The sequence below is a fragment of the Nocardia sp. NPDC003183 genome (assembly GCF_053590715.1).
The window spans coordinates 821,397-845,386 of record NZ_JBSFTG010000002.1; the positions used below are offsets into that span (position 1 = coordinate 821,397).

Annotated in this window: 21 protein-coding genes; 14 read left to right on the top strand and 7 right to left on the bottom strand. The window is 66.2% G+C overall.

Going from position 1 to position 23,990, the window contains the following annotated elements:
- Positions 1 to 15: 15 nt before the first annotated feature.
- On the bottom strand, positions 16 to 1,449 hold the full coding sequence (locus ACWDXS_RS11525) for an RNA-guided endonuclease TnpB family protein (RefSeq protein ID WP_378992135.1): 1,434 nt from the start codon (positions 1,447 to 1,449) through the stop codon (positions 16 to 18).
- Between the two features lie 86 nt (positions 1,450 to 1,535).
- Here ACWDXS_RS11525 and coaD point away from each other — a divergent pair, with 86 nt between their 5' ends.
- A complete protein-coding gene (gene coaD, locus ACWDXS_RS11530; RefSeq protein ID WP_056811926.1) occupies positions 1,536 to 2,021 on the top strand; it encodes a pantetheine-phosphate adenylyltransferase in 486 nt (161 codons plus the stop codon).
- On the opposite strand, the gene ACWDXS_RS11535 is transcribed toward coaD, so the two are convergent.
- Entirely contained in the window at positions 2,018 to 2,563 is a 546-nt protein-coding gene (locus tag ACWDXS_RS11535; RefSeq protein ID WP_378992136.1) for a GtrA family protein, read from the bottom strand. The genes coaD and ACWDXS_RS11535 overlap by 4 nt on opposite strands.
- Before the next feature lie 252 nt (positions 2,564 to 2,815).
- Between ACWDXS_RS11535 and ACWDXS_RS11540 the strand changes: the two genes are divergently transcribed.
- From ACWDXS_RS11540 to ACWDXS_RS11585, 10 genes are all read left to right on the top strand, one after another.
- Positions 2,816 to 3,589, top strand: a complete 774-nt coding sequence (locus ACWDXS_RS11540; RefSeq protein WP_378992397.1) for a DivIVA domain-containing protein — start codon at positions 2,816 to 2,818, stop codon at positions 3,587 to 3,589.
- Positions 3,590 to 3,687: 98 nt separating this feature from the next.
- The gene (locus ACWDXS_RS11545) at positions 3,688 to 4,293 is read left to right on the top strand and encodes a YceD family protein (protein ID WP_364401610.1); all 606 of its coding nucleotides are present in this window, start codon (positions 3,688 to 3,690) and stop codon (positions 4,291 to 4,293) included.
- Positions 4,294 to 4,373: 80 nt separating this feature from the next.
- The gene (rpmF, locus tag ACWDXS_RS11550) at positions 4,374 to 4,556 is read left to right on the top strand and encodes a 50S ribosomal protein L32 (RefSeq protein WP_040708879.1); all 183 of its coding nucleotides are present in this window, start codon (positions 4,374 to 4,376) and stop codon (positions 4,554 to 4,556) included.
- Between the two features lie 24 nt (positions 4,557 to 4,580).
- Positions 4,581 to 5,312, top strand: coding sequence for a ribonuclease III (gene rnc / locus ACWDXS_RS11555; protein WP_358064067.1), 732 nt, complete (start codon positions 4,581 to 4,583; stop codon positions 5,310 to 5,312).
- Positions 5,313 to 5,315: 3 nt separating this feature from the next.
- A complete protein-coding gene (mutM, locus tag ACWDXS_RS11560; RefSeq protein ID WP_378992137.1) occupies positions 5,316 to 6,176 on the top strand; it encodes a bifunctional DNA-formamidopyrimidine glycosylase/DNA-(apurinic or apyrimidinic site) lyase in 861 nt (286 codons plus the stop codon).
- A 64-nt stretch (positions 6,177 to 6,240) separates the two neighbouring features.
- A complete protein-coding gene (locus tag ACWDXS_RS11565; protein WP_378992139.1) occupies positions 6,241 to 6,822 on the top strand; it encodes a dihydrofolate reductase family protein in 582 nt (193 codons plus the stop codon).
- A 5-nt stretch (positions 6,823 to 6,827) separates the two neighbouring features.
- Positions 6,828 to 7,865 carry a PHP domain-containing protein gene (locus tag ACWDXS_RS11570; protein ID WP_449964605.1) on the top strand — a complete coding sequence of 346 codons (1,038 nt, stop codon included), beginning with the start codon at positions 6,828 to 6,830 and terminating at the stop codon, positions 7,863 to 7,865.
- Positions 7,866 to 7,959: 94 nt separating this feature from the next.
- Complete coding sequence (locus ACWDXS_RS11575) at positions 7,960 to 9,468, top strand: PstS family phosphate ABC transporter substrate-binding protein (protein WP_378992143.1); 1,509 nt, start codon at positions 7,960 to 7,962, stop codon at positions 9,466 to 9,468.
- Between the two features lie 285 nt (positions 9,469 to 9,753).
- Positions 9,754 to 10,923 (top strand): glycosyltransferase family 4 protein, encoded by a 1,170-nt coding sequence (locus ACWDXS_RS11580; protein ID WP_378992398.1) that lies wholly within the window; start codon positions 9,754 to 9,756, stop codon positions 10,921 to 10,923.
- Positions 10,920 to 13,064 (top strand): amylo-alpha-1,6-glucosidase, encoded by a 2,145-nt coding sequence (locus ACWDXS_RS11585; RefSeq protein ID WP_387442114.1) that lies wholly within the window; start codon positions 10,920 to 10,922, stop codon positions 13,062 to 13,064. Before ACWDXS_RS11580 ends, ACWDXS_RS11585 begins: the two co-directional genes overlap by 4 nt.
- 53 nt (positions 13,065 to 13,117) lie before the next feature.
- On the opposite strand, the gene ACWDXS_RS11590 is transcribed toward ACWDXS_RS11585, so the two are convergent.
- The 4 genes from ACWDXS_RS11590 to ACWDXS_RS11605 form a co-directional block, all read right to left on the bottom strand.
- Positions 13,118 to 13,987 carry a potassium-transporting ATPase subunit C gene (locus tag ACWDXS_RS11590; RefSeq protein WP_449964609.1) on the bottom strand — a complete coding sequence of 290 codons (870 nt, stop codon included), beginning with the start codon at positions 13,985 to 13,987 and terminating at the stop codon, positions 13,118 to 13,120.
- A gap of 1 nt (position 13,988) precedes the next feature.
- Entirely contained in the window at positions 13,989 to 16,130 is a 2,142-nt protein-coding gene (kdpB, locus tag ACWDXS_RS11595) for a potassium-transporting ATPase subunit KdpB (protein WP_449964612.1), read from the bottom strand.
- Position 16,131: 1 nt separating this feature from the next.
- Entirely contained in the window at positions 16,132 to 17,802 is a 1,671-nt protein-coding gene (gene kdpA, locus ACWDXS_RS11600) for a potassium-transporting ATPase subunit KdpA (protein WP_449964615.1), read from the bottom strand.
- A gap of 83 nt (positions 17,803 to 17,885) precedes the next feature.
- Positions 17,886 to 17,969 carry a potassium-transporting ATPase gene (locus ACWDXS_RS11605; RefSeq protein WP_067449012.1) on the bottom strand — a complete coding sequence of 28 codons (84 nt, stop codon included), beginning with the start codon at positions 17,967 to 17,969 and terminating at the stop codon, positions 17,886 to 17,888.
- A 436-nt stretch (positions 17,970 to 18,405) separates the two neighbouring features.
- Here ACWDXS_RS11605 and ACWDXS_RS11610 point away from each other — a divergent pair, with 436 nt between their 5' ends.
- A complete protein-coding gene (locus tag ACWDXS_RS11610) occupies positions 18,406 to 20,928 on the top strand; it encodes a sensor histidine kinase (protein WP_378992154.1) in 2,523 nt (840 codons plus the stop codon).
- 573 nt (positions 20,929 to 21,501) lie between these two features.
- Here the strand turns inward: ACWDXS_RS11610 and ACWDXS_RS11615 are convergent.
- Positions 21,502 to 22,062 (bottom strand): uridine kinase family protein, encoded by a 561-nt coding sequence (locus ACWDXS_RS11615; RefSeq protein ID WP_449964778.1) that lies wholly within the window; start codon positions 22,060 to 22,062, stop codon positions 21,502 to 21,504.
- 217 nt (positions 22,063 to 22,279) lie between these two features.
- Here ACWDXS_RS11615 and ACWDXS_RS11620 point away from each other — a divergent pair, with 217 nt between their 5' ends.
- Both ACWDXS_RS11620 and ACWDXS_RS11625 read left to right on the top strand, forming a co-directional pair.
- A complete protein-coding gene (locus ACWDXS_RS11620; RefSeq protein WP_449964618.1) occupies positions 22,280 to 22,441 on the top strand; it encodes a hypothetical protein in 162 nt (53 codons plus the stop codon).
- 2 nt (positions 22,442 to 22,443) lie between these two features.
- The gene (locus ACWDXS_RS11625; RefSeq protein ID WP_449964621.1) at positions 22,444 to 22,806 is read left to right on the top strand and encodes a hypothetical protein; all 363 of its coding nucleotides are present in this window, start codon (positions 22,444 to 22,446) and stop codon (positions 22,804 to 22,806) included.
- Positions 22,807 to 23,990 lie beyond the last annotated feature (1,184 nt).

The following is a 23,990-nucleotide window of genomic DNA, read 5'->3' on the forward strand; positions in this document are numbered from 1 at the left end:
TCGGGCGTCGTCGGTTCACGCCACAAGCGTGGCGTGAACCTCTGTTCCCGCGTCTACCAGGACGGTTTCACCGACACCCACAGGGTGCCGGTCAGAGCCTTCCCGTCGGCGGACTTTGGTAACCCGGCCTCCTGCTCGGGGGTCCGGGGATCGTGAAAAGTCTTGTTCAATCGTCGGCCACAGTGCGAGGTTGACCGCCGCGTTGTGGTCCCGGTCAGCGCGAAACCCACATTCGCAGACGAACACGCGATCCGCCAACGACAGCGTCGGATTATGTGCGCCGCAGGCCGAGCACCGTTTACTCGATGGAAACCAACGATCCGCGACGGTGACCGTGCCACCGTGCCATGCCTGCTTGTAGACCAACAGGCGCGCGAAATCGGCCCATCCGACGTCGCTGATCGCGCGGGCCGAACGACGGTTGCCGAGCATTCCCGCAACGTTCAAGTCTTCGACAACGAGCCGGTCGTGGGTCTTGACCAACTGGTTAGCAACTTGATGAGCGAAATGACGGCGAATGTTGGCGACCTTGTGATGGTGGCGGGCCAGCTGGGCAACCGCCTGCCGATGGTTGCGGGACCCGCTCTGCTTCCGAGTCACCGACTTCGCCATCCGTCGTTGACGATCCAGCCCGGTAGTCAGTGGTTTGGGGGCGTTGGTGATACGAGCGACCTCGGCACCGGTGGAGTTCGCGGCGACAGCGAACGCGGTCAAACCGCGGTCGATCCCGACCCAGCCACCGTGATCAGCGTGTTCCCGGGGCCGGTGACGATGGGCTGTGTGGAGATCAGATGCTTCGACGGTCAGGCTGATCCACCAGCGTCGCACCCGATAGGCGACGGTGACGTAGAGGATCCTCGCCCGGTCTTTGGTAAGCATCCGCCGCAACCGGCGGGTGTCCTCGCGCACCCGGATCGCGCCGATCCCAGGCAACGCCACTGACCGAGCGCGTCCCTGGTCACCGACTCGGATCGACGCTCGCCCCGACTTGGCGGGCTTGTTACGGATCCGGAATGCCGGGACGGTTGTACCCTTCTTCTTGAACCGGGGAAACCCGACCCGTTTACCCGCGTGTTTGCCGGTTCTGGAATCAGAGAACGCGGCCAGCGCGCGACCGCAGTCGACGGCGGCTTCCTCGAAAACTTGCTGAGACACCTGAGCACGCCATGCCAACCCGGTTACCTGTACTTCGGTGACCCCAGCCGCGTCGACAGTGAAGACCCGTCCTGCGGCTTCGGTCTTCTTCCAGGTGTTGAACGTTTTGATCAGGTCGAACCGAGTCCATGGGACCGGATGTGCTGGGCGGGTTTTGCGTTGGGTGAGAGCGGTTTTCACGAAGTCGAGGCTTTGGTTGAACGCGAATCGGGCCGCACCGGCATGCCTTGCGAGCATGTCGGACTGCTCGACTATGGGGTCGAGGCAATACCGGAAAGTCGTGTGGCGGCTCATCATCCACGAGTGTGACACGCACCACCGACACTGAATGACGAGCCGCCCGGCACGGGCCGTCTCAGTTCTCAGATAGTCTCTGAGGTATGGCTGCAGCACTGTGCCCCGGCTCCTTCGACCCGGTTACCAACGGTCACCTCGACGTGTTCGCTCGCGCGGCCGCCCAGTTCGACGAGGTGATCGTCACCGTCAACGTGAACCCCAAGAAGCAGGGCATGTTCACCGTCGAGGAGCGCATGGAACTGCTGCGCGAATCCGTCGCCCACCTGCCGAACGTGCGCGTCGCCTCCTGGCAGGGCCTCACGGTGGACTTCGCCAAGCAGGAGGGGATCAGCGCGATCGTCAAGGGGCTGCGCGACGCGGGCGACTTCGGCTACGAGCTCCAGATGGCCCAGATGAACCACAAACTGGCCGGCGTGGACACCTTCTTCATCGCCACCAACCCGTCCCTGAGCTTCCTGTCCAGCTCGCTGGTCAAGGAAGTGGCGGCCTATGGCGGCGACGTGAGCGACATGCTCCCGCCGGCGGTCCACAAGCGACTGCTGGACCGCCTGGCCGAACGTAAGGGCTAGGAAGTCGCGGGCAGGCGGAACAGTCCACGCAGGGCGAGGAATCGCATGCCGCCGACCGCGGCGGTGATGGCCAGGACCGTCAGTGCCTGCGTGATGTCACCCAGTCCGGGTGCCCAGAAATCCAGTCCGGCCAAACACGCGGTCGTGATCGCGAGTCCGATCAACGCGATCCCGCCGCCTTCCCACTGCGCCGTGAACCAGGTGACCCGGTCGGTGGCGTGGAACGTGAGCTGACGGTGGAATTCGTTGGCGATGATCGTGCTGACCACCGATCCGGCCACATTGGCGACCAGCGGGCCGATGCCGTGCATCGCGAAGAACAGCAACACATAGGCGATGTTGCTCGACCCGCCGACGAGGGCGAAGCGGAAGAGCTGGGGCAGCGCCCGGTCGCCGCGCAGGTAGGTGAGCGCGCCCTCGAACTGCGGGCGCAGCGCGGGTGCGACTTCACTCGGCGTCACCACGGGGAACGGACCGGTCCAGGGAGTGAACATGCCCGCGACGTGCGACACCGGACTCCTAGGAGTTTCCAGGAGGGTCATGTTCGACTCCGATCCCAAATGAACAGACGTCGAGGAGTACAACAGCGAAAAGGTTGCGGTGCTTCCCGGCGGACGGCGTTGTCGTGCTTACCGATGGTAGCCGAAGTGGAGGGCTGCACTCCACTTGATATCTGTGCGATCTTGGACACTGTCGCGACACACCGCGACGACATTCGGCACAGCCGCCCCGGACAGGCACACTGGGCGTCGGCGGTAGTGGTTTCGCCGTGAGTCCGCAGGAGGGTAGTGAGCATGTATCGCGTATTCGAAGCACTCGACGAACTGGTCGCCATCGTCGAAGAGGCGCGTGGCATCCCGCCGACCCGCAGTTGCATCGTGCCGCGCGGCGATGTTCTCGAGCTGCTCGACGACGTCCGCGACGCGCTACCCGGTGAACTCGACGACGCCCAGGACGTGCTCGATCACCGCGACAAGATCGTCGGCGACGCCCGTTCCGGCGCCGAAACGACGGTCACCACGGCCAACGAGCAGGCACGCACCACCATCGACAAGGCGCGCGCCGAGGCCGATCGCATCCTCGCCGACGCCAAGGACCACGCCGACCGGATGGTCGCCGAGGCCACCGCCCACGCCGACCGCCTGGTGACGTCGGCCCAGGCCGAGGCCGATCAGGTCGTCGCCGACGGCAATGCCGAGTACGACGAGCTCACCGGTCGCGCCCAGATCGACGCCGACCGGGCCATCGAAGCGGGCAAGGCCTCCTACGAACGTTCGGTCGCCGACGGGAAGGCCGAGCAGGCCCGCCTCGTCGCGCAGACCGAGGTCGTCCGGGTCGCGCACGCCGAATCCGCCCGTCTGATCGACGAGGCCCAGGCCGAGTCCGACCGGGTGCGCACCGAATGTGACGACTACGTCGACGAGCAGATGGCCGATTTCGGCAACAGGCTCGCATCCATGGAAGAGACGCTCAACACCACCCGGCGCTCGATCACCCGCGGACGCCAGCAGATGCGCGGCGCACCGGCCGCCGAATACCCGGAATACGCTGCCGAGCACCGGCGCTGACCGGTCCTGGCGCCCAGCGCGCGTTTTGAGTTCCGGCGGGGTCCTGCCGTACTGTGGAGTGGTTGCCCATTATCCCCTCGACGGTAAGTGAGTCCGTGATGTCCGCCGGTTCCGGTTCGTCCGCGCGTCCACGCAAGACCAGTGGTCCTGTGTCGGAGGCGGGCTTTGTGCTGGATGTCCGCAATCTCGGCCGTCGGCCGGGAACCATGCGGGAGCTGCGTCGCACGGTCACCGACCACGAGCGGCTGGGTCTCGACCTGATCGCCATCCCGGCCGATGCCGAGGTGGAACTCGATCTGCAATTGCAGGCGGTCTCGGAGGGTGTGCTGGTCACCGGCACGGCGTCCGGGCCGACGGCCGGGGAGTGCTCGCGCTGCCTCGAACCGTTCGAGGACCAGGTGGAGATTCGTCTGACGGAGTTGTTCGCGTATCCGGACAGCACCACCGAGCAGACGACCGAGGATGCCGAGGTCTACCGCATGGAAGACGATCTCGTCGACCTCGAGCCGGTGATCCTCGACGCCATCGGGCTGGAGCTTCCGCTGCAGCCGCTGTGCTCGCCGGACTGCGCGGGCCTGTGCCCCGAGTGCGGTGTGCGGATGGCGATTGCGGGTCCTGATCATGGGCATGAGATACTGGACCCTCGCTGGGCGAAGTTGGCGAATTTTGCCACTGACGAGCCCGGTACCGGCGACCCCGCCTGAGGGTTCCACCACCAAGACCAAACCGTTGCCGCGGCATCTGATGCCGGTGTAGTCAGCGAAAACCAAGAGGAGAAGTAGCCGTGGCTGTTCCCAAGCGTCGGATGTCGCGTTCCAACACCCGGTCGCGGCGCAGCCAGTGGAAGGCCACCGCGCCGACCCTGGTCACCTGCCCGAACCGCGCGTGTGGTGAGAAGACCCTCCCGCACATCGCGTGCCCGTCCTGCGGCACCTACAAGGGCCGCCAGGTCACCTCTGCAGTCTGATCGTTGTAGATCATTCCTAGCAACGTGACAGCCAGTAAAGACAATGTGGGCGCGGCGGATCACGCCAGCCTGCTCACCGCCCTCGGTGTCGACGTACGACCGGAGCTTCTGCGCCTAGCGCTGACGCACCGGTCGTACGCGTACGAGAACGGCGGTTTGCCGACCAACGAGCGCCTGGAATTCCTCGGCGACTCGGTACTCGGCCTCAGCATCACCGAGCGCCTGTATACCGAGCATCCGGAGAAGTCCGAGGGTGAACTCGCGAAGCTGCGCGCCAGCGTGGTGAACATGCACGCGCTCGCCGAGGTGGCGCGTGGTCTCGGCGACGGCGGACTCGGTCAGTACCTGCTGCTCGGCAAGGGCGAGGAGCTCACCGGCGGTCGCGACAAGCCGAGCATCCTCGCCGACGGCATGGAATCGCTGCTCGGTGCGGTGCACCTCGAGCACGGCATCGAAACCGCGCGCGGTGTGGTGCTGCGGCTGTTCGCCGACCTGCTCGAGCGCGGCCCCCGCATGGGCGCCGGCCTCGACTGGAAGACCAGCCTGCAGGAACTCACCGCCGAACGCGGTCTCGGCGTGCCCGCCTACGAGATCACCTCCACCGGACCGGACCACAACAAGGAGTTCACCGCCACCACGGTGATCGCCGGTGTTCCGTACGGTTCAGGCGTGGGTCGCTCCAAGAAGGAAGCCGAGCAGAAGGCCGCCGGTACCGCGTACAAGGCGCTGACCGCCGAATCCGCAGACAAAGCCTGAGCCGTGCCCGAACTGCCCGAGGTCGAGGTTGTTCGTCGCGGTCTCGCCGAGCACGCCGTCGGTAGGGCCATCGATACCGTCACCGTCACCCACCCGCGAGCCGTGCGCAGGCACATCGCGGGTGGTGCTGATCTGGCGGCGAGGCTCACCGGGTTGCGGATCGACTCCGCGCAGCGCCGCGGTAAGTATCTGTGGCTCACCTTCGACGAGCCCGATACCGCACTGGTGGTGCATCTGGGCATGAGCGGTCAGATGCTGGTGCAGCCCGCCGACGCTCCCGTCGAGAAGCACGCGCACATCCGGGCCGTGCTCGGTGACGGCGCCGAATTGCGCTTCGTCGATCAGCGCACCTTCGGCGGCTGGGCGCTGGCCGACCTCGTCGAGGTGAACGGGACCGTGGTGCCCGATTCCGTGGCCCATATCGCGCGCGATCCGCTCGACCCGCTGTTCGATCGCGAGGCCGTGGTCGCGGCCATCCGCGCCAAGAACACCGAGATCAAACGCGTGCTGCTCGACCAGACGGTGATCTCGGGTATCGGCAATATCTACGCCGACGAAGCACTGTGGCGGGCCGGATTGCACGGCACCCGCGTGGCCGCCGAACTCACCCGGCCGGTCGTGCGTACCCTGCTCGACGGAGTCAGCGCGGTCATGACCGAAGCGCTGGCCGTCGGTGGCACCTCCTTCGACGCCCTGTACGTGAATGTGAACGGCGAATCCGGCTATTTTTCCCGGTCACTGGCCGCTTACGGGCGCGAGGACGAACCGTGCGATCGGTGTGCGACGCTGCTGGTGCGGGAACAGTTCATGAATCGGTCGTCGTTTTCCTGTCCGAAGTGTCAACGGAAGCCGCGCCGCCGCTGATCCGGGCACGCTAACGTTTCCTCTGACAGGTCGTGACAGACCGGGTCCGTGCAGGGAGGACGTTATGCGCAAGCTGACCTATTTCGTGGCATCGACAATCGACGGTTTCATCGCCGCCGAGGACGGAACGCTGGACTTCTTCCCGGTAGGCGGTGATCACGGGCCCGCGATCATCTCGCAGTACCCGGAAACCCTGCCCACCAAGGTGCGCGAGGCGCGCGGAATCGCGGCGGGCAACATCTACTTCGACACCGTGATCATGGGCCGCAAGACCCACGACTTCGGGGTACGCACCGGCACCGCCAGCCCGTACGAACACCTGCGCCAGTACGTGGTGTCCACGACGCTGCCCGAATCGCCCGCGCCCGGGGTGGAATTGATCGCCGAGGATCCGATCGCCGCGGTGCGTGAGCTCAAACGCGAAGACGGACTGGGCATCTGGCTCTGCGGTGGCGGTGAACTGGCGCAGGCGCTGCTGCCCGAGATCGACCAGGTGTTCCTGAAGCTGCACCCGGTGGTGCTCGGCACCGGCAGGCCGCTGTTCGGCGGCGGGGCGAAACTGCCCGCGCCGGAGAAGTTCCGGGTGATCACCAGCCGGGTGTACGCCGACGGCGTCGCGTTCCTCAAGTACGGCCGGATCAAGTAGTCGCGATGACATCGGCGGCGAGTCCGGGTCCGGTGGCGGCACTGCGCGAGGTCGGGTTCTGGCTCGAACGCGGTCGTGCCGAAACGCACCGGGTGAAGGCTTACCGCCGTGCCGCCGATGTCGTCGCCGGGCTCGCCGACGACGAGGTGGCGACGCGCGCCCGCGAACACAGCTGGCGTGAGCTCGCCGGGATCGGGCCCAAGACGGCCGCCATCATCGAAGCGGCCTGTGCCGGTGAGGTTCCCGGCTATCTTGCCGAGCTCCGCGCACAGGCGAAGCCGATCGCGCCCGCGGGCGAGGAGCTGCGCGCGGCGCTGCGCGGTGATCTGCACACCCACTCGGACTGGTCCGACGGGGGCAGCCCGATCGCCGAGATGATGGGCGTCGCGGCCGCGCTCGGCCACGAATACTGCGCGCTGACAGACCATTCGCCGCGTCTCAAGGTCGCCAACGGGCTGTCCGCCGACCGGCTGCTGCGCCAGCTCGACGTGATCGCCGAACTCAACGAGCAGATGGCGCCGTTTCGCGTCCTCACCGGTATCGAGGTCGACATCCTCGACGACGGCACCCTCGACCAGCGGCCAGATCTCCTCGAACGCCTGGATGTCGTTGTCGCCAGCGTGCACTGGCACCTGCGCGACGACAGCGACACGATGACCAAGCGCATGGTCTACGCCGTCGCGAACCCTCACGTCGATATCCTGGGTCACTGCACGGGCCGTCTCGTGGAAGGGGCGCGCGGCACCCGGCCGGAGTCGTCGTTCGACGCCGAACTCGTCTTCGAAGCCTGCCGCCGCTACGGCACCGCCGTCGAGATCAACAGCCGCCCCGAACGCCGTGATCCACCCGGGCGTTTGATCGAGCTCGCCGTCGAGATGGACTGCCTGTTCTCCATCGACACCGACGCGCACGCGCCGGGCCAGCTGGCGTGGCAGGGGTACGGATGCGAGCGGGCGCTGGCGCACGGTGTGACGGCTGAAAAGGTGATCGACACCTGGCCGGTCGAGCAGTTGCTCGCCTGGTGCTCGGAATCGAATGGGTGAAGTCTTGCCCAACAACTGATTTCGATCTCTGATCCGCCGAATCCCGCCTGGTACACATCAACTCGCTGATCGACATGGTTTAGTGGGGGATTTGATGGACATTCCGGTGGAGCTCGTACTTTCCGCGGTCGGCCTCGTGGTGGCCTCGGCGGCGTTCGTTCGCGAATTCGTCCTGGTCGGGCGGCGTCGGCTGGGATACCGCGTCCAGATGGACACGCCGGTGACCGGCGAGACGGACACAGCGTCGCTGGTCGGCGCCCTGGCGAATCTGAGCACCCCGGAAGCCGGTGGGCCACAGCTGGACCTGTCCAAGCTGTCGGTCGTGCTGGTCCGCGTCGAGAACAACGGCACGCTCGCCATCGACCCCGACGACTACACGATGAGTGGAGCCGATCCGCGGGTCGGGCTGCATGTCACGTTCCCTGGTCGTGAGGTCATCGGTTTGGCGGTGACCGAGCTGGACGGGCCGCTCTCCGACAATCTCGGCCCCGCATCGGGTATCGGCAAACGGGCCAGAGGCGAGGGCGAGAACTTCGCCGGCATCATCGATCTGCCGAAGGTGCAGCTCGAACGACGCCAGCACTACAAGATTCTCGCGGTGCTCAAGCGGGTGCACGGTGACGGGGAGCCGGTGGAACCGGTCCTGACCGGGCGGGTCAAGCGAGGCAAGGTCGTCGAGACCACGAGTCACTCCGGCCCGTCGAAGAAACTGATGGCGCTGTCGGGCTTCCTGGTCGCGCTGATCGCGGTGCAAGCGGTCCTCGCTCTGCAACCGGACCCGCCACCGCGTGACTGCGCGGAGGGTGCCCTCACACTGGTCGGTTCCACCGCGATGGCGCCGATGATTCGCACGGCCGCGCAGAACTACGCAAAGACCTGCACCGGAGCGAAATTCACCTTCGACTTCGCGGGAACCTCCGACGGGCTCGTCGAGCTGGTCCAGACCGGCCCGACGCAGGAGATGCTCGCGATCAGTGACGGTCCCAAGGGCAACGGCTTCGACAAACTGATCGAGTATCAATTGGCTCTCAGTTCCTTCTCGATCGTGACCCACCCGGGTGTCGACCTGCCGAATCTCACGACGCAGCAGGTCCGTGATCTGTACCGGGGAAACATCAAGAACTGGAACCAGATCGGTGGGCCCGATCAGCCGGTGGTGCTGATCGACCGGGAGGCGGGTTCCGGCACCCGAACGGCGCTCGAGAACCGGTTGCTCGAAGGTAACCGTAAGGTGTTCCCGTTCATCCCGTGCGCCGGAAGGCCATCGGAGGGCGAACAATGCGAGGTCAAGACCACCGAGGGGGTGGCATCGTTCGTCGCCCGTACTCCTGGCGCGGTGGGTTACATGGAGACTTCGGCGGTCAGCGGTGAGGTGAAACTCGTCGCGCTGGACGGGGTCAACGCGTCGGAGGACACCATGAAGATGCGGACGTACCCGCTCACGGTGGTGGAGTACGCCGATACACATGGACAGGTGGCCGGTGATTCGCTGGCGGCTCAGTTCATCGACTACCTGATGCACGGTCAAGGCAGGGCCACTATTCGGGAGTTCGGCAATATTCCGTGCCTGGATTCGGTTGGACAGGCAATCTGTACGCCGTAGACCGCCTCTGACCGCGTAATCTCCTGCCGTGGTAGGTAATCGATATAGAACATTTCCAGCAACACGCTGGTTTACTCTGCGGTAGCGGGGTACGTTCCTTGACGGCCCCTCTGTTCAGGCGGGCACCCGAAACGGTGCGTATTGCGTCTGGCCAGGCCAACCATGCCCCATGGACGGCGGTGAAGCTCTCGTCTCCACCTCCGCCGAGGCGGCCATCTCTTGTTCGCGCAAGTGTTGCTAGGTTGCGTCCCTGGAAGGAAGGTCATGAGTACAGACACGTCGGCAATGTCGCCGACCGGTTTGTCCGCGTCCGATCTCTACTCGATCGATCACCACGGTGGTCCCCTGCGGATCGCGATGGTTGTTCCACCGTATTTCGATGTTCCACCCAAGGCCTACGGCGGCGTCGAGGCCGTAGTCGCCGATCTGGTCGACTCCCTGTGTGAGCGTGGCCATCACGTCACCCTGTTCGGTGCGGGTGTCGACGGTACCAAAGCGGATTTCGTTCCGCTGTGGGACCGGATCCAGCCCGAACGGCTGGGCGATCCGTTCCCGGAAATCGTGCACGCGCTGCGGGTGCGCCGCGCCATCGAGCGGCTGGCCGATACCGAAGGCATCGACCTGGTCCACGACCACACGTTCGCGGGCCCGCTGAACGCGCCCGCCTACGCCAATCTCGGGTTGCCGACGGTGGTCACCGTGCACGGCCCGGTGCAGGACGACTGCTACCGCTACTACAAGGAACTGGGCCAGGAGTGCTCGCTCGTCGCGATCAGCGACCGTCAGCGCGCGCTGGCGCCCGATCTGCCATGGGCGGGCCGGGTCCACAACGCGCTGTGTCCCGATCAGTGGCCGTACGAGACCGAGAAGCAGGACTACGCACTGTTTCTCGGCCGGTTCAGCGACGACAAGGGCCCGCATCTCGCGCTCGACGCCGCCCACGCCGTCGGCATGCCGCTGATCCTGGCGGGCAAGTGCAGTGAGCCGCCGGAGAAGGCCTACTTCGAGGAGTTCGTGCGGCCGCGGATGACCGATCAGGATCAGATGTTCGGTCTCGCCGACGCGGCCGCCAAGCGTAAGCTGCTCTCCGGAGCTAAGTGTCTGCTGTTCCCCATTCGATGGGAGGAGCCGTTCGGCATGGTGATGATCGAGGCGATGATCTGCGGTACGCCCGTGGTCGCGTTGCGTGGCGGTGCGGTGAGCGAAGTGGTGGTCGACGGGGTCACCGGGCGGATCTGTGACGATCCGGCCGAGCTGCCCGAGGCCATCGCCGAAGTTCAGACCTACGATCCGGCGGTCTGCCGCAAGCACGTGGTCGACAACTTCAGCGCCGACACCCTCGGCCGCGGCTACGAACAGGTGTACCGGGATCTGCTCGCCCGCACCACGATCGGGTACGACACCGCGTATGCGATGCCGATGCCCGTCGGGGTAGCGGCCAACGGGCGCGCATGAGCACCGACAGCGCCTCGGCGCCGAGCCCCCTCAACGCGGGGGAACCCGCGGGGCTCGGTGGCGGCGGCGGCAACATCACCCTGGTCGAAGGCGGCACGTTCTGCCTGTCCGACCGGCTCGGCGATATCGAGCCGGGTAAGCCGCAGGGCCTGTTCTTTCGTGACGCCAGGGTGATTTCGCGCTGGGAGCTGATGATCGACGGCAAACGGCCCGAGGCGCTGTCGGTGTTGAGCCCGGAGGCCTTCGCGGCGCGGTTCGTGCTGCGCAGGCCGCCGCAACAGGGTCGGGCCGACAGCACCCTGCTCGTGGTGCGCGATCGGCTCGTCGCCGAGGGCATGCACGAGCTGATCACGTTGGAGAACATGAGCCGTGAGGCGACAGCGGTGGTGCTCGAACTGCACGTCGACGCCGATTTCGTCGACCTGTTCGCGGTGAAGGAAGGCCGGACCCACGGGCGCCGGGCGGAGATGACCACCACCGACGGTGAACTGCTGCTGCACGATCGCGCCGATCTGTCACGTGGGCTCGCGCTCACCTCGACCGTCGAGCCGATGGTGTTGCCCGGCACCATGATCTGGCGGGTCGTGGTCCCCGCGGGCGGGCGCTGGCAGACCGAGATCACAGCCCAGCCGGCGGGTGCCGCGCAACGCCCGCAGACCGCGGGGACACCGGGCGAGCGATATCGGGCCAGCGAGCCCGTGCGCAAGATCCAGGCCTGGCGAGCCACCGCCACCGATATCTCCGCGGATTCGGGCCTGCTCAACCAGATCCTGCGGCGCACCGAAAGCGATCTGGGCGCCTTGCAGATCCACACCGATTCGGGCACCAACCGGCCCTTCGTGGCGGCGGGCGCGCCGTGGTTCATGACGTTGTTCGGCCGGGACTCCCTGCTCACGGCGTGGATGTCGCTGCCACTGGAAACCGATCTGGCACTGGGCACTTTGCAGCAGCTGGCCGAATTGCAAGGGCAGACGATCGACCCGCTCGTCGAGGAGGAGCCGGGCCGGATCATGCACGAGATGCGGCGCGGGCCCTCGGTCGGGCAGGTGCTGGGCGGGCAGATCTATTACGGAACCGTCGACGCCACACCGCTTTTCGTGATGCTGCTCGCCGAATGTCTGCGATGGGGCGCGGATCCGGCGTCGATCGCCACCCTGCTGCCCGCGGCCGACGCCGCGATCAGCTGGATCACCGATTTCGGTGACCGCGACGACGACGGTTTCGTCGAATACGTGCGCGCCACCGATCGCGGCCTGATCAATCAGGGCTGGAAGGACAGTTTCGACGGAATCAACGACGCCGCGGGACATATCGCCGAGGCACCGATCGCGCTGGCCGAGGTCCAGGGATATGTGTACGCGGCGTTCCTGGCCCGTGCGGAGCTCGCCGACCAGTTCGACGACCCCGAGCTGGCCGTGCGAATGCGGGAACGGGCCGACGAGTTGCGAACCAAGTTCGCCGAACAGTTCTGGCTACCCCATTACGGGTGGTACGCGGTGGCCTTGGACGGACGCAAACGCCAGGTCGACGCGTTGACCAGCAATGCGGCGCACTGTCTGTGGTCGGGCATCGCGACCGACGAGCACGCCGAGATCCTGATCCGGAATCTGTCCCGGGCGGAGATGGATTCGGGCTTCGGGCTGCGGACGCTGGCTTCCGATATGGGCGCCTACAACCCGATGAGTTACCACTGCGGGTCGATCTGGCCGCACGACACGGCGATCGCTGTCGCCGGGTTGATGCGATACCAGCATGTGCCGGGCGCGGTGGAACTGGCGACGAAGCTGTCGGGTGGTCTGCTCGATGCCGCCGCGGCGTTCGACGGCCGGTTGCCCGAGCTGTTCTGTGGTTTCCCGCGGGCGAGATTCGCCGCGCCCGTGCCGTATCCGACGTCGTGTTCGCCCCAGGCCTGGGCCAGTGCGGCGCCGTTGCTGCTGGTTCGGTCGTTCCTCGGGCTCGATCCCGATGTGCCGGCCAGGACGTTGACGCTGCGGCCGCAGATTCCCCCGGCCTGGGGGTGCGTGCGGATGTCGGAGTTCCGGCTCGGCGACGGGGTGACGGTGGATCTCGAGGTGTGCGGCTCGGCGGTGACCGTGACGGGCCTGCCCGAGGGCTGGGCGCTGATCACCGACGAGGAGTAGATCGCGGAATCGGGGCCGCGACCAGCGATGGTCGCGGCCCCGATTGCTGTGCTTCAGCCTTCGAACGGGTAGCGGGCGTCGAGATCGAGGTTGAGTTCGACGACGTTCACCCGTGGCTCCCCGAGGAATCCGAGCGTGCGCCCGTCGGTGTGCGCGGCGAGTAGTTCGCGCACCTGGGTGGCGGTGATGCCGCGTGCTTCGGCCACCCGGTCGACCTGGATGGTCGCGTATTCGGGGGAGATGTGGGGGTCGAGACCGCTGCCGCTCGCGGTGACCGCGTCGGCGGGGACCGTGGCCTCGGCCGGCGCGTCACCGAGGATCGGGATGATCCGGCCGACGGCGTAGTCCTCGCCCTCCTGCGCACACTCCACGGCGACACCGCGGAACGTGGTCAGGAACGGTCGCGCGGGGCAGAGTTCGTTGACGCTGACCACCTGCACCGGCCGCGACACGTCGCCGTCGGCATCACGCGGCCCGATCACCGAGAGCGCCGCGCCCACACCGTCTTTCGTGCAGAACTGCCGGGCGCCGTCGACCCCCTCACGGTCGCCGACCTCCTTGGAACGGGCGCACACGGTGGTGAGCAGGCTGGTGCGGTCGGCGGTGTCGACAATGTCCTCCGGGCCGAGATTGCTCGCGGCGGTGGACAGCGGGTCGTAGCCGTCGCCCGCGGCCGACGGGCGGCTCTGGAAGTACTGCGCCATAGCCTTGCCGTCGGCGCCGGCGAACGACTGCCCGATCAGACTGGAGCCCACCAGCTTTCCGTCCCGCTCGATGAGCGAGCCGTCGGCCTTGTTGTCGAGTCCGGGCAGCTGAGCGACCGCGAAAACCGCCACGGGATAGATGATTCCGGTGATCGCGGTCAGCACGAGCAGGGCGCGCAGGGCGGCCAGGTGCTGGCGGATCCAGGTTGACATACGCATTTCAGGACATCCCGGGGAGGAGTTGGACGAACAGATCGATGACCTTGATGCCGAGGAACGGCGCGATGATGCCGCCGAGGCCGTAGATCGTCAGGTTGCGGCTCAACAGCTTCGAGGCGTTGCTCGGCCGATAGTTGACACCGCGCAGCGCGAGCGGGATGAGCGCCACGATGATGATCGCGTTGAAGATGACCGCGGACAGGATCGCCGACTGTGGGCTGGCCAGGCGCATGATGTTGAGTGCGTCCAGACCGGGGAACAGTGCCACGAACAGCGCGGGAATGATCGCGAAGTACTTGGCGATGTCGTTGGCGATCGAGAACGTGGTGAGCGCGCCACGGGTGATCAGCAACTGCTTGCCGATCTCCACGATCTCGATCAGCTTGGTCGGATCCGAGTCGAGATCGACCATATTGCCCGCCTCTTTGGCGGCCGAGGTGCCGGTGTTCATCGCCACGCCCACGTCGGCCTGAGCCAGGGCGGGAGCGTCGTTGGTGCCGTCACCGGTCATCGCGACCAGGCGGCCGCCGTCCTGTTCGGACTTGATCAGCGCGAGCTTGTCCTCCGGCGTCGCCTCGGCGAGGAAGTCGTCCACGCCCGCTTCGTCGGCGATCGCCTTGGCTGTCAACGGGTTGTCGCCGGTGATCATGACCGTGCGGATGCCCATGCGGCGCATCTCGTCGAAACGTTCCCGCATGCCCTGCTTGACGACATCTTTGAGATGGATGACGCCGAGCAGACGCGGTGTTGCGTCGCGGACTTCACCGACCATCAGCGGGGTGCCGCCGGAGGCGGAGATGCCGTCGACGATCGCCGAAGCCTCGGCCGGGATCGAACCACCTTGGGCGCGAACCCATTCGGTGACCGCACCCGCTGCCCCCTTGCGCAGCTGGTGCCCGTCGGACAGATCGACACCTGACATGCGCGTCTGCGCGGTGAACTCGACCCAGGTGGCCCCGGGCAGTTCACCCGCGCTGCGCTCGCGCTTGTTGAACACCTCCTTGGCGAACACGACGATCGAGCGCCCCTCCGGCGTCTCGTCGGCGAGGCTGGACAGCTGTGCCGCGTCGGCCAGGTCGTCGTCGAGAACGCCGGGTACCGGGATGAACGCGGCTGCCTGGCGGTTGCCGAGGGTGATCGTTCCGGTCTTGTCCAGCAGCAGTGTGTTCACATCCCCCGCGGCTTCCACCGCACGGCCGGACATGGCCAGCACATTGCGCTGCACGAGGCGGTCCATGCCCGCGATGCCGATGGCTGAGAGCAGCGCGCCGATGGTGGTGGGGATGAGGCAGACCAGCAGCGAGACCATCACGATGCCGGTGATGCCGTGCGCGTCCAGTGCCGAGGTGTCCGGCACGCCGGGGTTGTTCGACTTGGCGAAGACGGCCAGCGGCTGCAGGGTGGTCACCGCGAACACGAAGATGATCGTGAGCGCGGCCAGCAGGATGTTGAGCGCGATCTCGTTCGGTGTCTTCTGCCTGCTCGCACCCTCGACGAGGGCGATCATCTTGTCGATGAAGCTGGCGCCGGGCTCCTGGGTGATCCGTACGACGATCCGGTCCGAGAGCACCGTGGTGCCGCCGGTGACGGCCGAGCGGTCGCCGCCGGATTCCCGGATCACGGGCGCGGATTCACCGGTGATGGCCGATTCGTCCACCGAGGCGATGCCTTCGACGACGTCACCGTCGCCGGGGATGATCTGGCCCGCTTCGACGACGACGTAGTCGCCGCGTCGCAGTTCGGGAGCCGCGAGGCGTTCCTCGACGATGCGCCCACCCGGTGTCCAGTCGGCCAGGCGGCGGGCGATGGTGTCGGTCTTGGCTTTGCGCAGCGAGTCGGCCTGCGCCTTGCCGCGCCCCTCCGCGACGGCTTCGGCCAGATTCGCGAAAACGACGGTGAGCCAGAGCCAGACGACGATCGCCCAGGCGAAGAAGCTCGGGTCGGCGATGGCGAGGACGGTCGACCACACGGCGCCGATCTCGACGATCAGCATCACCGGGTTCTTCCACAGCGTGCGCGGATCGAGCTTGCGCACGGCGTCGGGAAGGGAGGTGAGCAGCAACTTCGGGTCGAGGACGCCGCGTTGTACGCCCTTGGTGCGGTGCTCGGGCCGCGGTGCGGATTCTATTGTGGGAGTGGTCATTTCAGTGGATTCCTTCGGCGAGCGGCCCGAGCGCGAGAGCGGGCAGGAAGGTGAGCGCGACCAGGATCACCGTCACGCCGACGACCATGCCGACGAACTGCGGCCGGTGCGTCGGCAGCGTGCCGATCGACGCGGGGGTGGTGCCCTGCTGGGCCAGCGAACCCGCGAGTGCCAGCACGATGATGATCGGCAGGAATCGGCCGAACAGCATCGCGAGGCCGAGTGCGGTGTTGTACCACTCGGTGTTGCCGGTGAGACCGGCGAAGGCGGAACCGTTGTTGTTGGCCGCGGAGGTGAAGGCGTACAACACCTCCGACATGCCGTGTGGCCCGCCGTTGAGCATGCTCGCTCGTTGTCCCGGCAAGGCCATGGCCACCGCCGTGCCGACCAGGACGATCAGCGGACTCACCAGGAAATACGTTGCCGCCAGCTTGATCTCGCGCGGGGTGATCTTCTTGCCCAGGTATTCCGGAGTGCGTCCGACCATCAGGCCCGCGACGAACACCGTGATCACGGCGAGGATCAACATGCCGTACAGGCCGGAGCCGACACCGCCGGGCGCCACCTCGCCGAGCTGCATGTTGAACATCGTCATCATGCCGCCGAGGCTGGTGTAGGAATCGTGGAACGAGTTCACCGCGCCGGTCGAGGTGAGGGTGGTCGCACCGGCGAAGGTGGCCGAATCGGCCACGCCGAAACGGGTTTCCACGCCTTCCATGGAGGCGCCGATCGCGGTCGGCACCGTGCCGTGGTGCTGGAGCTGGAACAGGTTGGTCAGCGAGATGCTGGCCAGGGCGATCGTGCCCATCACCGCCACGATCGCGTAGCCCTGCTTGGTGGAACCGACCATCCGGCCGAAGGTGCGCGGCAGCGAGAACGCGATCACCATCAGCAGGAAGATCTCGAGGAAGTTCGTCCAGGTGCTCGGGTTCTCGAACGGGTGCGCGGAGTTCGCGTTGTAGAAGCCGCCGCCGTTGGTGCCGAGTTCCTTGATGACCTCCTGGCTTGCCACCGGACCGCCGGTGATCGTCTGTTCGGCGCCGCCGATGGTCTGCGCGACCTGATCGTGGAGGTGGAAGTTCTGGATGACGCCGCCCGCGACCAGCACGATCGCGAAGACGAACGCCAGCGGAAGCAGAATGCGCAGGGTGCCGCGCACCAGGTCGACCCAGAAGTTGCCGAGGTCGCCGGTGTGGCGCCGGGCGAAGCCACGCACCAGCGCCACCGCCACCGCCATGCCGACGGCCGCGGAGACGAAGTTCTGCACCGCGAGACCGGCCATCTGCACCAGGTGACCCTGGGTGGACTCACCGGAATAGTTCTGCCAGTTGGTGTTGGTGACGAAGCTGACCGCGGTGTTCCACGCGAGCGCGGGGGTTATCTCGGTGCCGGGATCGTCGAGGTGCAGCGGCAGCGCGCCCTGCACCAGCTGGAAGAAGAACAGGAACAGCACGCTGACCGCCGAGAACGCCAGCACGCTGCGGGCATAGACGGGCCACGTCTGCTCGACCTCGGGCTTCGCGCCGATGGCGCGGAAGATCAGCCGCTCGGCGCGGGAGTATTTGTCGCTGCTGTAGACCCGGTACATGTAGTCGCCCAGCGGCACATGGACCAGGGCGAGCGCGAGAACCAGGGCCGCCACGAAGACGATCCCCGCAGTAGTCGTGTTCACCTAGAACCTCTCGGGGAAGAGCAGCGCCGCGACCATGAAGACGGCGACTCCGGCAGCCAGCGCGAGACCTACAAGGTTCGCGATCACAGCTTCTCCACCCCTCGCTGGATCAAGCCCAGCAGCGCGAAGATCGCCACGGTGAGCACCGTGAACACCACGACAGACATTTCCAACCTCCTTGCGCTCCGAGGTGGAGCACCTAGGTGAGTGAAACGCCGGATCGCGGCTCGGCGTGGCTTCCTTACGACTCCTTAGCGCCTCGGGGCCCGGCCTTTGCGCAACGTTGACGCTGCCGATGGGTGTGAGGATGCCGTCAAAGCAGGCGCGATAGCTGTCAACACACCGTAAAGATCGAGATCACGCGCCTGTTCGGGCGGTAGAAAGTGGGCACCGGTCGGCGAATGGCGCCGGCGGTCCCTGGTGCACGGAAAGTGAGATCGCGGTGTCGGTAGTGACCCTTGCGGTGATTTTCGGTTTTGCCGGATCGCTGCTGTTGATCCGGATGCTCGGTCGGCTGAACACCTCGCACACACCGATGGTGAGCGTCGGTGTGTTGCCGGTGCGCACGTCGGCTCCGGCGCGTCGACACGCGATGATGGACCGGTGAAACGCGGACAACTGCGCATCTACCTCGGTGCGGCGCCGGGCGTGGGCAAGACCTACGCCATGCTCGGCGAAGCGCATCGGCGGTCCGAACGTGGCCGTGATGTGGTGGCGGCCGTCGTGGAGACGCACGGGCGCAAGAAGACCGCCGAACTTCTGGACGGCATCGAGCAGATTCCGACCAAGACGGTCTCCTATCGCGGGACCGAGCTGCCCGAACTCGATGTCGATGCGGTACTCACGCGCAAGCCCGCGGTAGTGCTGGTCGACGAACTGGCGCATACGAACGCACCGGGCAGCGTGCACGAGAAGCGTTGGCAGGACGTGGAGCAACTCCTGGCCGCGGGTATCGACGTGATCTCCACGGTGAACGTGCAGCACCTCGAGAGCCTCAACGATGTGGTCCAGCAGATCACCGGGATCGAGCAGCGGGAGACCGTGCCCGACGCGGTGGTGCGTGGCGCCGATCAGGTGGAACTGGTCGACCTGACACCGGAAGCGTTGCGGCGCAGGCTTTCTCACGGGAATGTCTACGCCGCCGACAAGGTCGACGCGGCGCTGCGCAATTACTTCCGCCCCGGCAATCTCACCGCGCTGCGCGAACTCGCGCTGCTGTGGCTGGCCGACCAGGTCGATGCGGCGCTGGCCCGGTACCGGGCCGACCACAAGATCACCGAGCTCTGGGAGGCGCGTGAACGCGTCGTGGTCGCGGTCACCGGTGGTCCCGAGTCGGAGACGGTGGTGCGCCGGGCCGGGCGGATCGCGTCCAAGTCCAGTGCCGATCTGGTCGTGTTGCACGTGGTGCGCGGCGACGGGCTGGTCGGGGTGTCGACCGAACGGATGACCAAGCTGCGCGATCTCGCCGCCGGTCTCGACGCCTCGCTGCACACCGTGACCGGCGACGACGTGCCCACCGCGCTGCTGGAATTCGCGCGAGAGGTCAATGCCACCCAGCTGGTACTCGGTACTTCGCGGCGTTCGCGCTGGGCGCGGATGCTCGATGAGGGCATCGGCTCCACCGTGGTGCAGCGCTCGGGCAAGATCGACGTGCACATGGTGACGCACGAGGAGGCCAATCGCGGGGTGCGCAGGCATTGGCTGCGTCCGAGGAGGCCGGTGAGCGCGTGGCCCGCGGCGGTGATCGTGCCGGTGCTGGTGAGCGCGATCTGTGCGGTATTCCTCGACGGGTGGTTGCAGCTGGGCGGGCTCAGCGCCATGTTCTTCGTCGGCGTGGTCGCGGTCGCGTTGTTCGGCGGTATCGTTCCCGCCGGTCTGTCAGCGCTGCTGTCGGGGTTGCTGCTCAACTGGTACTTCACCGACCCGCGCTTCAGCTTCACCATCGCCGAGCCGGACAACTTCGTCACCGTGGTCGTGCTGCTCATCGTCGCGGTGGCCGTGGCGGCGCTGGTCGATGTCGCGGCGAAGCGAACACTGCAGGCGCGCAAGGCATCCCGGGAAGCCGAGCTGCTGACGATGTTCGCCGGATCCGTGCTGCACGGCGCCGACCTGAACAACCTGCTCGAGCAAGTCCGCGAAACCTACGGCCAGCGCGCGGTGAGTGTGCAGTGCGGCGATCGGATCGTCGCCGCGGTCGGTCCCGAACCACCGACACGTCCCTCCGATGCCGAGACCGTCATCGAAGCCGGTGACGCGCAGAGTCACCTGCTGCTCGCCGGTCGGTCGATCGACTCCTCCGATCGGCCGGTGCTCAACGCGGTCGCCAATCAGGCGGTCGGGCTGGTGCGCCAGGCCCGATTGGCGGAGGAAGCCAGCGCGGCGGCGGCGCTGCTGGAAGCCGACCGGCTGCGCCGTGCGCTGTTGTCGGCGGTCAGCCACGATCTGCGCACCCCCCTGGCAGGCGCGAAAGCGGCCGTGTCCAGCCTGCGCAGCGACGACATCGAATTCTCGGCGGAGGACACCGGCGAACTGCTGGAGGCGATCGAGGAATCCGTCGACCAGCTGACCGCGCTGGTGGGCAATCTGCTCGACTCCTCGAGACTGGCGGTCGGCGTCGTCACGCCGCAGTTGCGACAGGTGTACATGGACGAGGCGGTGCATCGTGCGCTGGTGAGCGTCGGCATGGGCACCCGTGGCCTGCGCCGCGCGGCGATGGACCGGGTGAAGGTCGAGGTCGATGAGGTTTCCGTGCTCGCCGACAGCGGTCTGCTCGAACGCGTCCTGGCCAACCTGATCGATAACGCCCTGCGCCATTCCGGTCGCGAGTCGCCCGTGCGGGTGACCGCCGAACACGACGGTGACCGGGTGTCGATCGCGGTTGTCGACGTCGGCCCCGGCGTCCCGTCCGGCACCGAAGAGCAACTGTTCGAACCCTTCCAGCGCCTCGGCGACCGCGACAACACCACCGGCGTCGGCCTCGGCCTGTCCGTGGTCCGCGGCTTCGTCGAAGCAATGAGCGGCACCGTCCACGCCGAGCCGACCCCGGGAGGTGGGCTCACGATGCTCGTCGATCTGCCGTCCGGCACACCCGCGGCGCCGGCACACGTCGACTCCCGAGGAAAGTGAGCACATGGGCAACTCCATGTACTCACATGGGGCTAGCGTGCGGCGGATGTCGTTGTCAACGTTGGCAGCGTCGGGCGTCGTTGGTTCAGTAGGCTGCTGAACGGCGAATATGCCGGAAGTACGGTTGGTTGCCGTTGTGATATCGGCTACTTGCGTTGGAGCGTGTGGGTGGCGTTGGCTGACGTCAGCTATTAAATGACGGGTTTGATGACAAGCCACGCCGGTTGGCCAGCAAACCATGCCGCACACGAGTGACTGGGTCGTTGCGGTTGCTAGCGTCCTGGATTGCACGATGCGCCGGATCTGAGCGGCGCAGAGTTGGTCCCGGTGGCCTAACGGTCGCGCACACGATCCTGTCGCCGATGACTGTGTGCCCGACACGGTGCACCGCGCCTTGAGTCGCACACACGTTCCCCTGAGTCCGCCAGTCTCTTTCATGGCGGGACCGGCAGATTTACCTCGTGGACGGATTCTTCGACGCGGTGATTCGTTCGGATCGGCGCGTCGTGGACAGCTCCAGGTAACCGTGTCGGTTAGCGGGTCCGCGGACGATGTCGTCGGCGAATTCTGGAATCACTGATGATCGTGTGGTGCTTCATCCCCAGCGCAGCCGTTGACTATCACGTCCGCGTGGCTCCGCGTTCGATCGGAAGCGAAGTGAACGTCCTCGGCAGCCATCCACCGCTGCCACATCGGAAGTGCGTCGTGCCCGTCCCGATTCAGCCCCCGCTCCAGGCGGACGTGCCGCTGGGTCTCGACCCAGATCGACAGCGAGAGCCGGTCACGCACTGATGCGCGTGCCGAAGACACTCCTTCCAAAATCAGCACTGCGGGCGGCGCGATCTCATGCCACTCCCTCAAGGCCCGCGTAGTCCAGTCGTAGCGCTGGTATCGGCCGGACTGGCCTCTACTGAGCGGCTCCAGAACCTGCTCCTCCAGCCGCGGCCACCAGTCGAACTGGTTGTCCCAGGAGGCGAAGTCATCGGTGTGGAGCAGTGTCGCGCCGCATGTGGCGGCGAGCTGCTCTGCCAGCGTGGACTTCCCTGCACCGCCGGGACCGTCCACGGCGACCAGCCTCGTGGAGCCCAACCTCGGTACGGCATCGGCGACTTTGGCCACGATCTCCTCGATCATCACGTCGCCATTGTGGGCAGAAGAAGCCGCAACAGGCGAATGTCCGGTGCGGCCGTGGCGTCAGGATCTGCTGATTCGACAAGTGCCACGTCCTGCTCGACGTCGCATTTCTCTGTCACCCATGTGAAGATTCGCCGATCTAGGCAACCATGTCATCTACGTCGAAGACACCGACGGTGCAACCCTGGGGAACATACGTTCGATTATGATGGTGAACATGATGGTGGGTGACTTAGTCAGGATCAGTGCGGCTGGCACCTCGCAGTTTCGTGTGGTCGAGGTCGAGGGCACTCACGCTCGCATCCTGGCCACGCTCGACGCGCCGGGGTCGTACGAATTCTCGTTGCGCCTGACCGATCTGACTCCGTGGACTGACTGACCATGGTGGCCGCCGACGCGGGATCAGGGAGCGACGAGGCTCGGACCGAGGGCACGTCCCCGCAGCCCAAGCATCCGCACGCGCAGGGGCACTACGCGCAGACCGTGATGAAGGCGCCGAAGCCAGTGTGGGTGCGCTTGGACGCCATCGTGATCCGCGATCCGGGCACGCCCCGTCACGTCAACGGTGCCGGAGTCGATATGACCGGGGAGCGCCCCGGGCTGCTCACCCACTGGATCCCCACCTACTTCGGTGAGTGGCTGGGCAGGGTCACGTACTCGATCACCTACGCCGACGGTCGGACTCCGCTACAGCTGACGGACCAGCTCGTGCCCGGCTACGCCCTGCGTCCACGGCGAGACTGAGCCGCTGTTGCTGCCCACCGAGTCAGCCTTGATCAGGACACCTGTCACCCGAGAGCGCAGCTCAGGGCGACTGGGTGCCGAACGCGCGTTGCGCCAACGGAGCGTCCGACACCTGGTGTATCCAGACGTGTCGCAGGTTTGTGCCCTCGGCGGGGCACACCAAAGATGGGAACGCAGGTGACCGGGGAATCTATGCGGGTCGGTTGGTACTCGAAGCCGATTTCGTCCTGGAATGAGGAGCTGTGCCTGTCGAGCATGTACTGGGTGGTGTCCCTGGCCTCACGTCGACGCCCCGCCGTGAGGGTGTGATGATTGAACGAAGCCGGGTGTTTCGCTGTAGGCGAGCGAGCAGTTCGTGCGTGTTCAGTAGCCGGTTTTGCTGCCGATGGCATGTGCCGTGGCGATGACCGTGTTCAGGGTTTCGAAGAACGCGGACACCTGCGGGGCGAGAAGGTTTTCGAGCAGCTCGGAAGCCATGGTGTCGCGGTTTTGCGCAGCATCGATGTCGTGGCTCTGCCGTGGTCGGTGAGGTCGACGAGGGCTGCGCGGCGGTCGGTGATGTGTGGCTTGCGCGCAGTGTATCCGTCGGGTGGCGGAACCATCGAGGAGTCCGCCGCCGCGCCGACCGGCGTCAGTTCGTCCCGGGAGCTGACGCCGCGGCGGTTGAATTCAGCGGTTTCGCCAATCGCGATGGGGCAACACGCTATCAGCGCTTCCGCCGCACCATGTCATCCCGCATACCGCGCACTTGACGTACCAATCATCGCCGACCGCTTGAAAATCGAGCACTCCGCGCTCGCCAGTCCCCAGGCAAAGGTCATTTGTGTCATTGCCTTGCTGCGCCATCTCAGTTCACTTTCGTCGCACTTCCGGCTGATAGGTGACCGCCAAAGCTCCTTGGAGCGGGCGATCGGCGGGCGTCGCACACGCTATCGCTGCCCACTGACAACAGCTGACTCTTCAGGATGGGCGTTGCTGGACGCCCCTTCTGGCTGACCGGTACGCCAGTTTCGACGCTGTGAGTGGGGTCAGGGGTTCGAGTTCCTTAGATCCACAGAAATGGCAGGTCAGGCCCGGTCTCAGGCCGAGCCTGACCTGTTTTGTATCCAACCCCGCGTTTACCCCCGTTTTGGTTATGAATCCTGTTGATCGATCCGACGGACAAGCTCATCTTCCTTGAGCAG

Coding starts and splice junctions, on each gene's coding strand:
- ACWDXS_RS11525 (WP_378992135.1), bottom strand. CDS start 1,449: ATGAGCCGCCACACGACTTTCCGGTATTGCCTCGACCCCATAGTCGAG.
- coaD (WP_056811926.1), top strand. CDS start 1,536: ATGGCTGCAGCACTGTGCCCCGGCTCCTTCGACCCGGTTACCAACGGT.
- ACWDXS_RS11535 (WP_378992136.1), bottom strand. CDS start 2,563: ATGACCCTCCTGGAAACTCCTAGGAGTCCGGTGTCGCACGTCGCGGGC.
- ACWDXS_RS11540 (WP_378992397.1), top strand. CDS start 2,816: ATGTATCGCGTATTCGAAGCACTCGACGAACTGGTCGCCATCGTCGAA.
- ACWDXS_RS11545 (WP_364401610.1), top strand. CDS start 3,688: ATGTCCGCCGGTTCCGGTTCGTCCGCGCGTCCACGCAAGACCAGTGGT.
- ACWDXS_RS11565 (WP_378992139.1), top strand. CDS start 6,241: ATGCGCAAGCTGACCTATTTCGTGGCATCGACAATCGACGGTTTCATC.
- ACWDXS_RS11570 (WP_449964605.1), top strand. CDS start 6,828: ATGACATCGGCGGCGAGTCCGGGTCCGGTGGCGGCACTGCGCGAGGTC.
- ACWDXS_RS11575 (WP_378992143.1), top strand. CDS start 7,960: ATGGACATTCCGGTGGAGCTCGTACTTTCCGCGGTCGGCCTCGTGGTG.
- ACWDXS_RS11580 (WP_378992398.1), top strand. CDS start 9,754: ATGTCGCCGACCGGTTTGTCCGCGTCCGATCTCTACTCGATCGATCAC.
- ACWDXS_RS11585 (WP_387442114.1), top strand. CDS start 10,920: ATGAGCACCGACAGCGCCTCGGCGCCGAGCCCCCTCAACGCGGGGGAA.
- ACWDXS_RS11590 (WP_449964609.1), bottom strand. CDS start 13,987: ATGCGTATGTCAACCTGGATCCGCCAGCACCTGGCCGCCCTGCGCGCC.
- kdpB (WP_449964612.1), bottom strand. CDS start 16,130: ATGACCACTCCCACAATAGAATCCGCACCGCGGCCCGAGCACCGCACC.
- ACWDXS_RS11605 (WP_067449012.1), bottom strand. CDS start 17,969: ATGTCTGTCGTGGTGTTCACGGTGCTCACCGTGGCGATCTTCGCGCTG.
- ACWDXS_RS11615 (WP_449964778.1), bottom strand. CDS start 22,062: ATGATCGAGGAGATCGTGGCCAAAGTCGCCGATGCCGTACCGAGGTTG.
- ACWDXS_RS11620 (WP_449964618.1), top strand. CDS start 22,280: ATGATGGTGGGTGACTTAGTCAGGATCAGTGCGGCTGGCACCTCGCAG.
- ACWDXS_RS11625 (WP_449964621.1), top strand. CDS start 22,444: ATGGTGGCCGCCGACGCGGGATCAGGGAGCGACGAGGCTCGGACCGAG.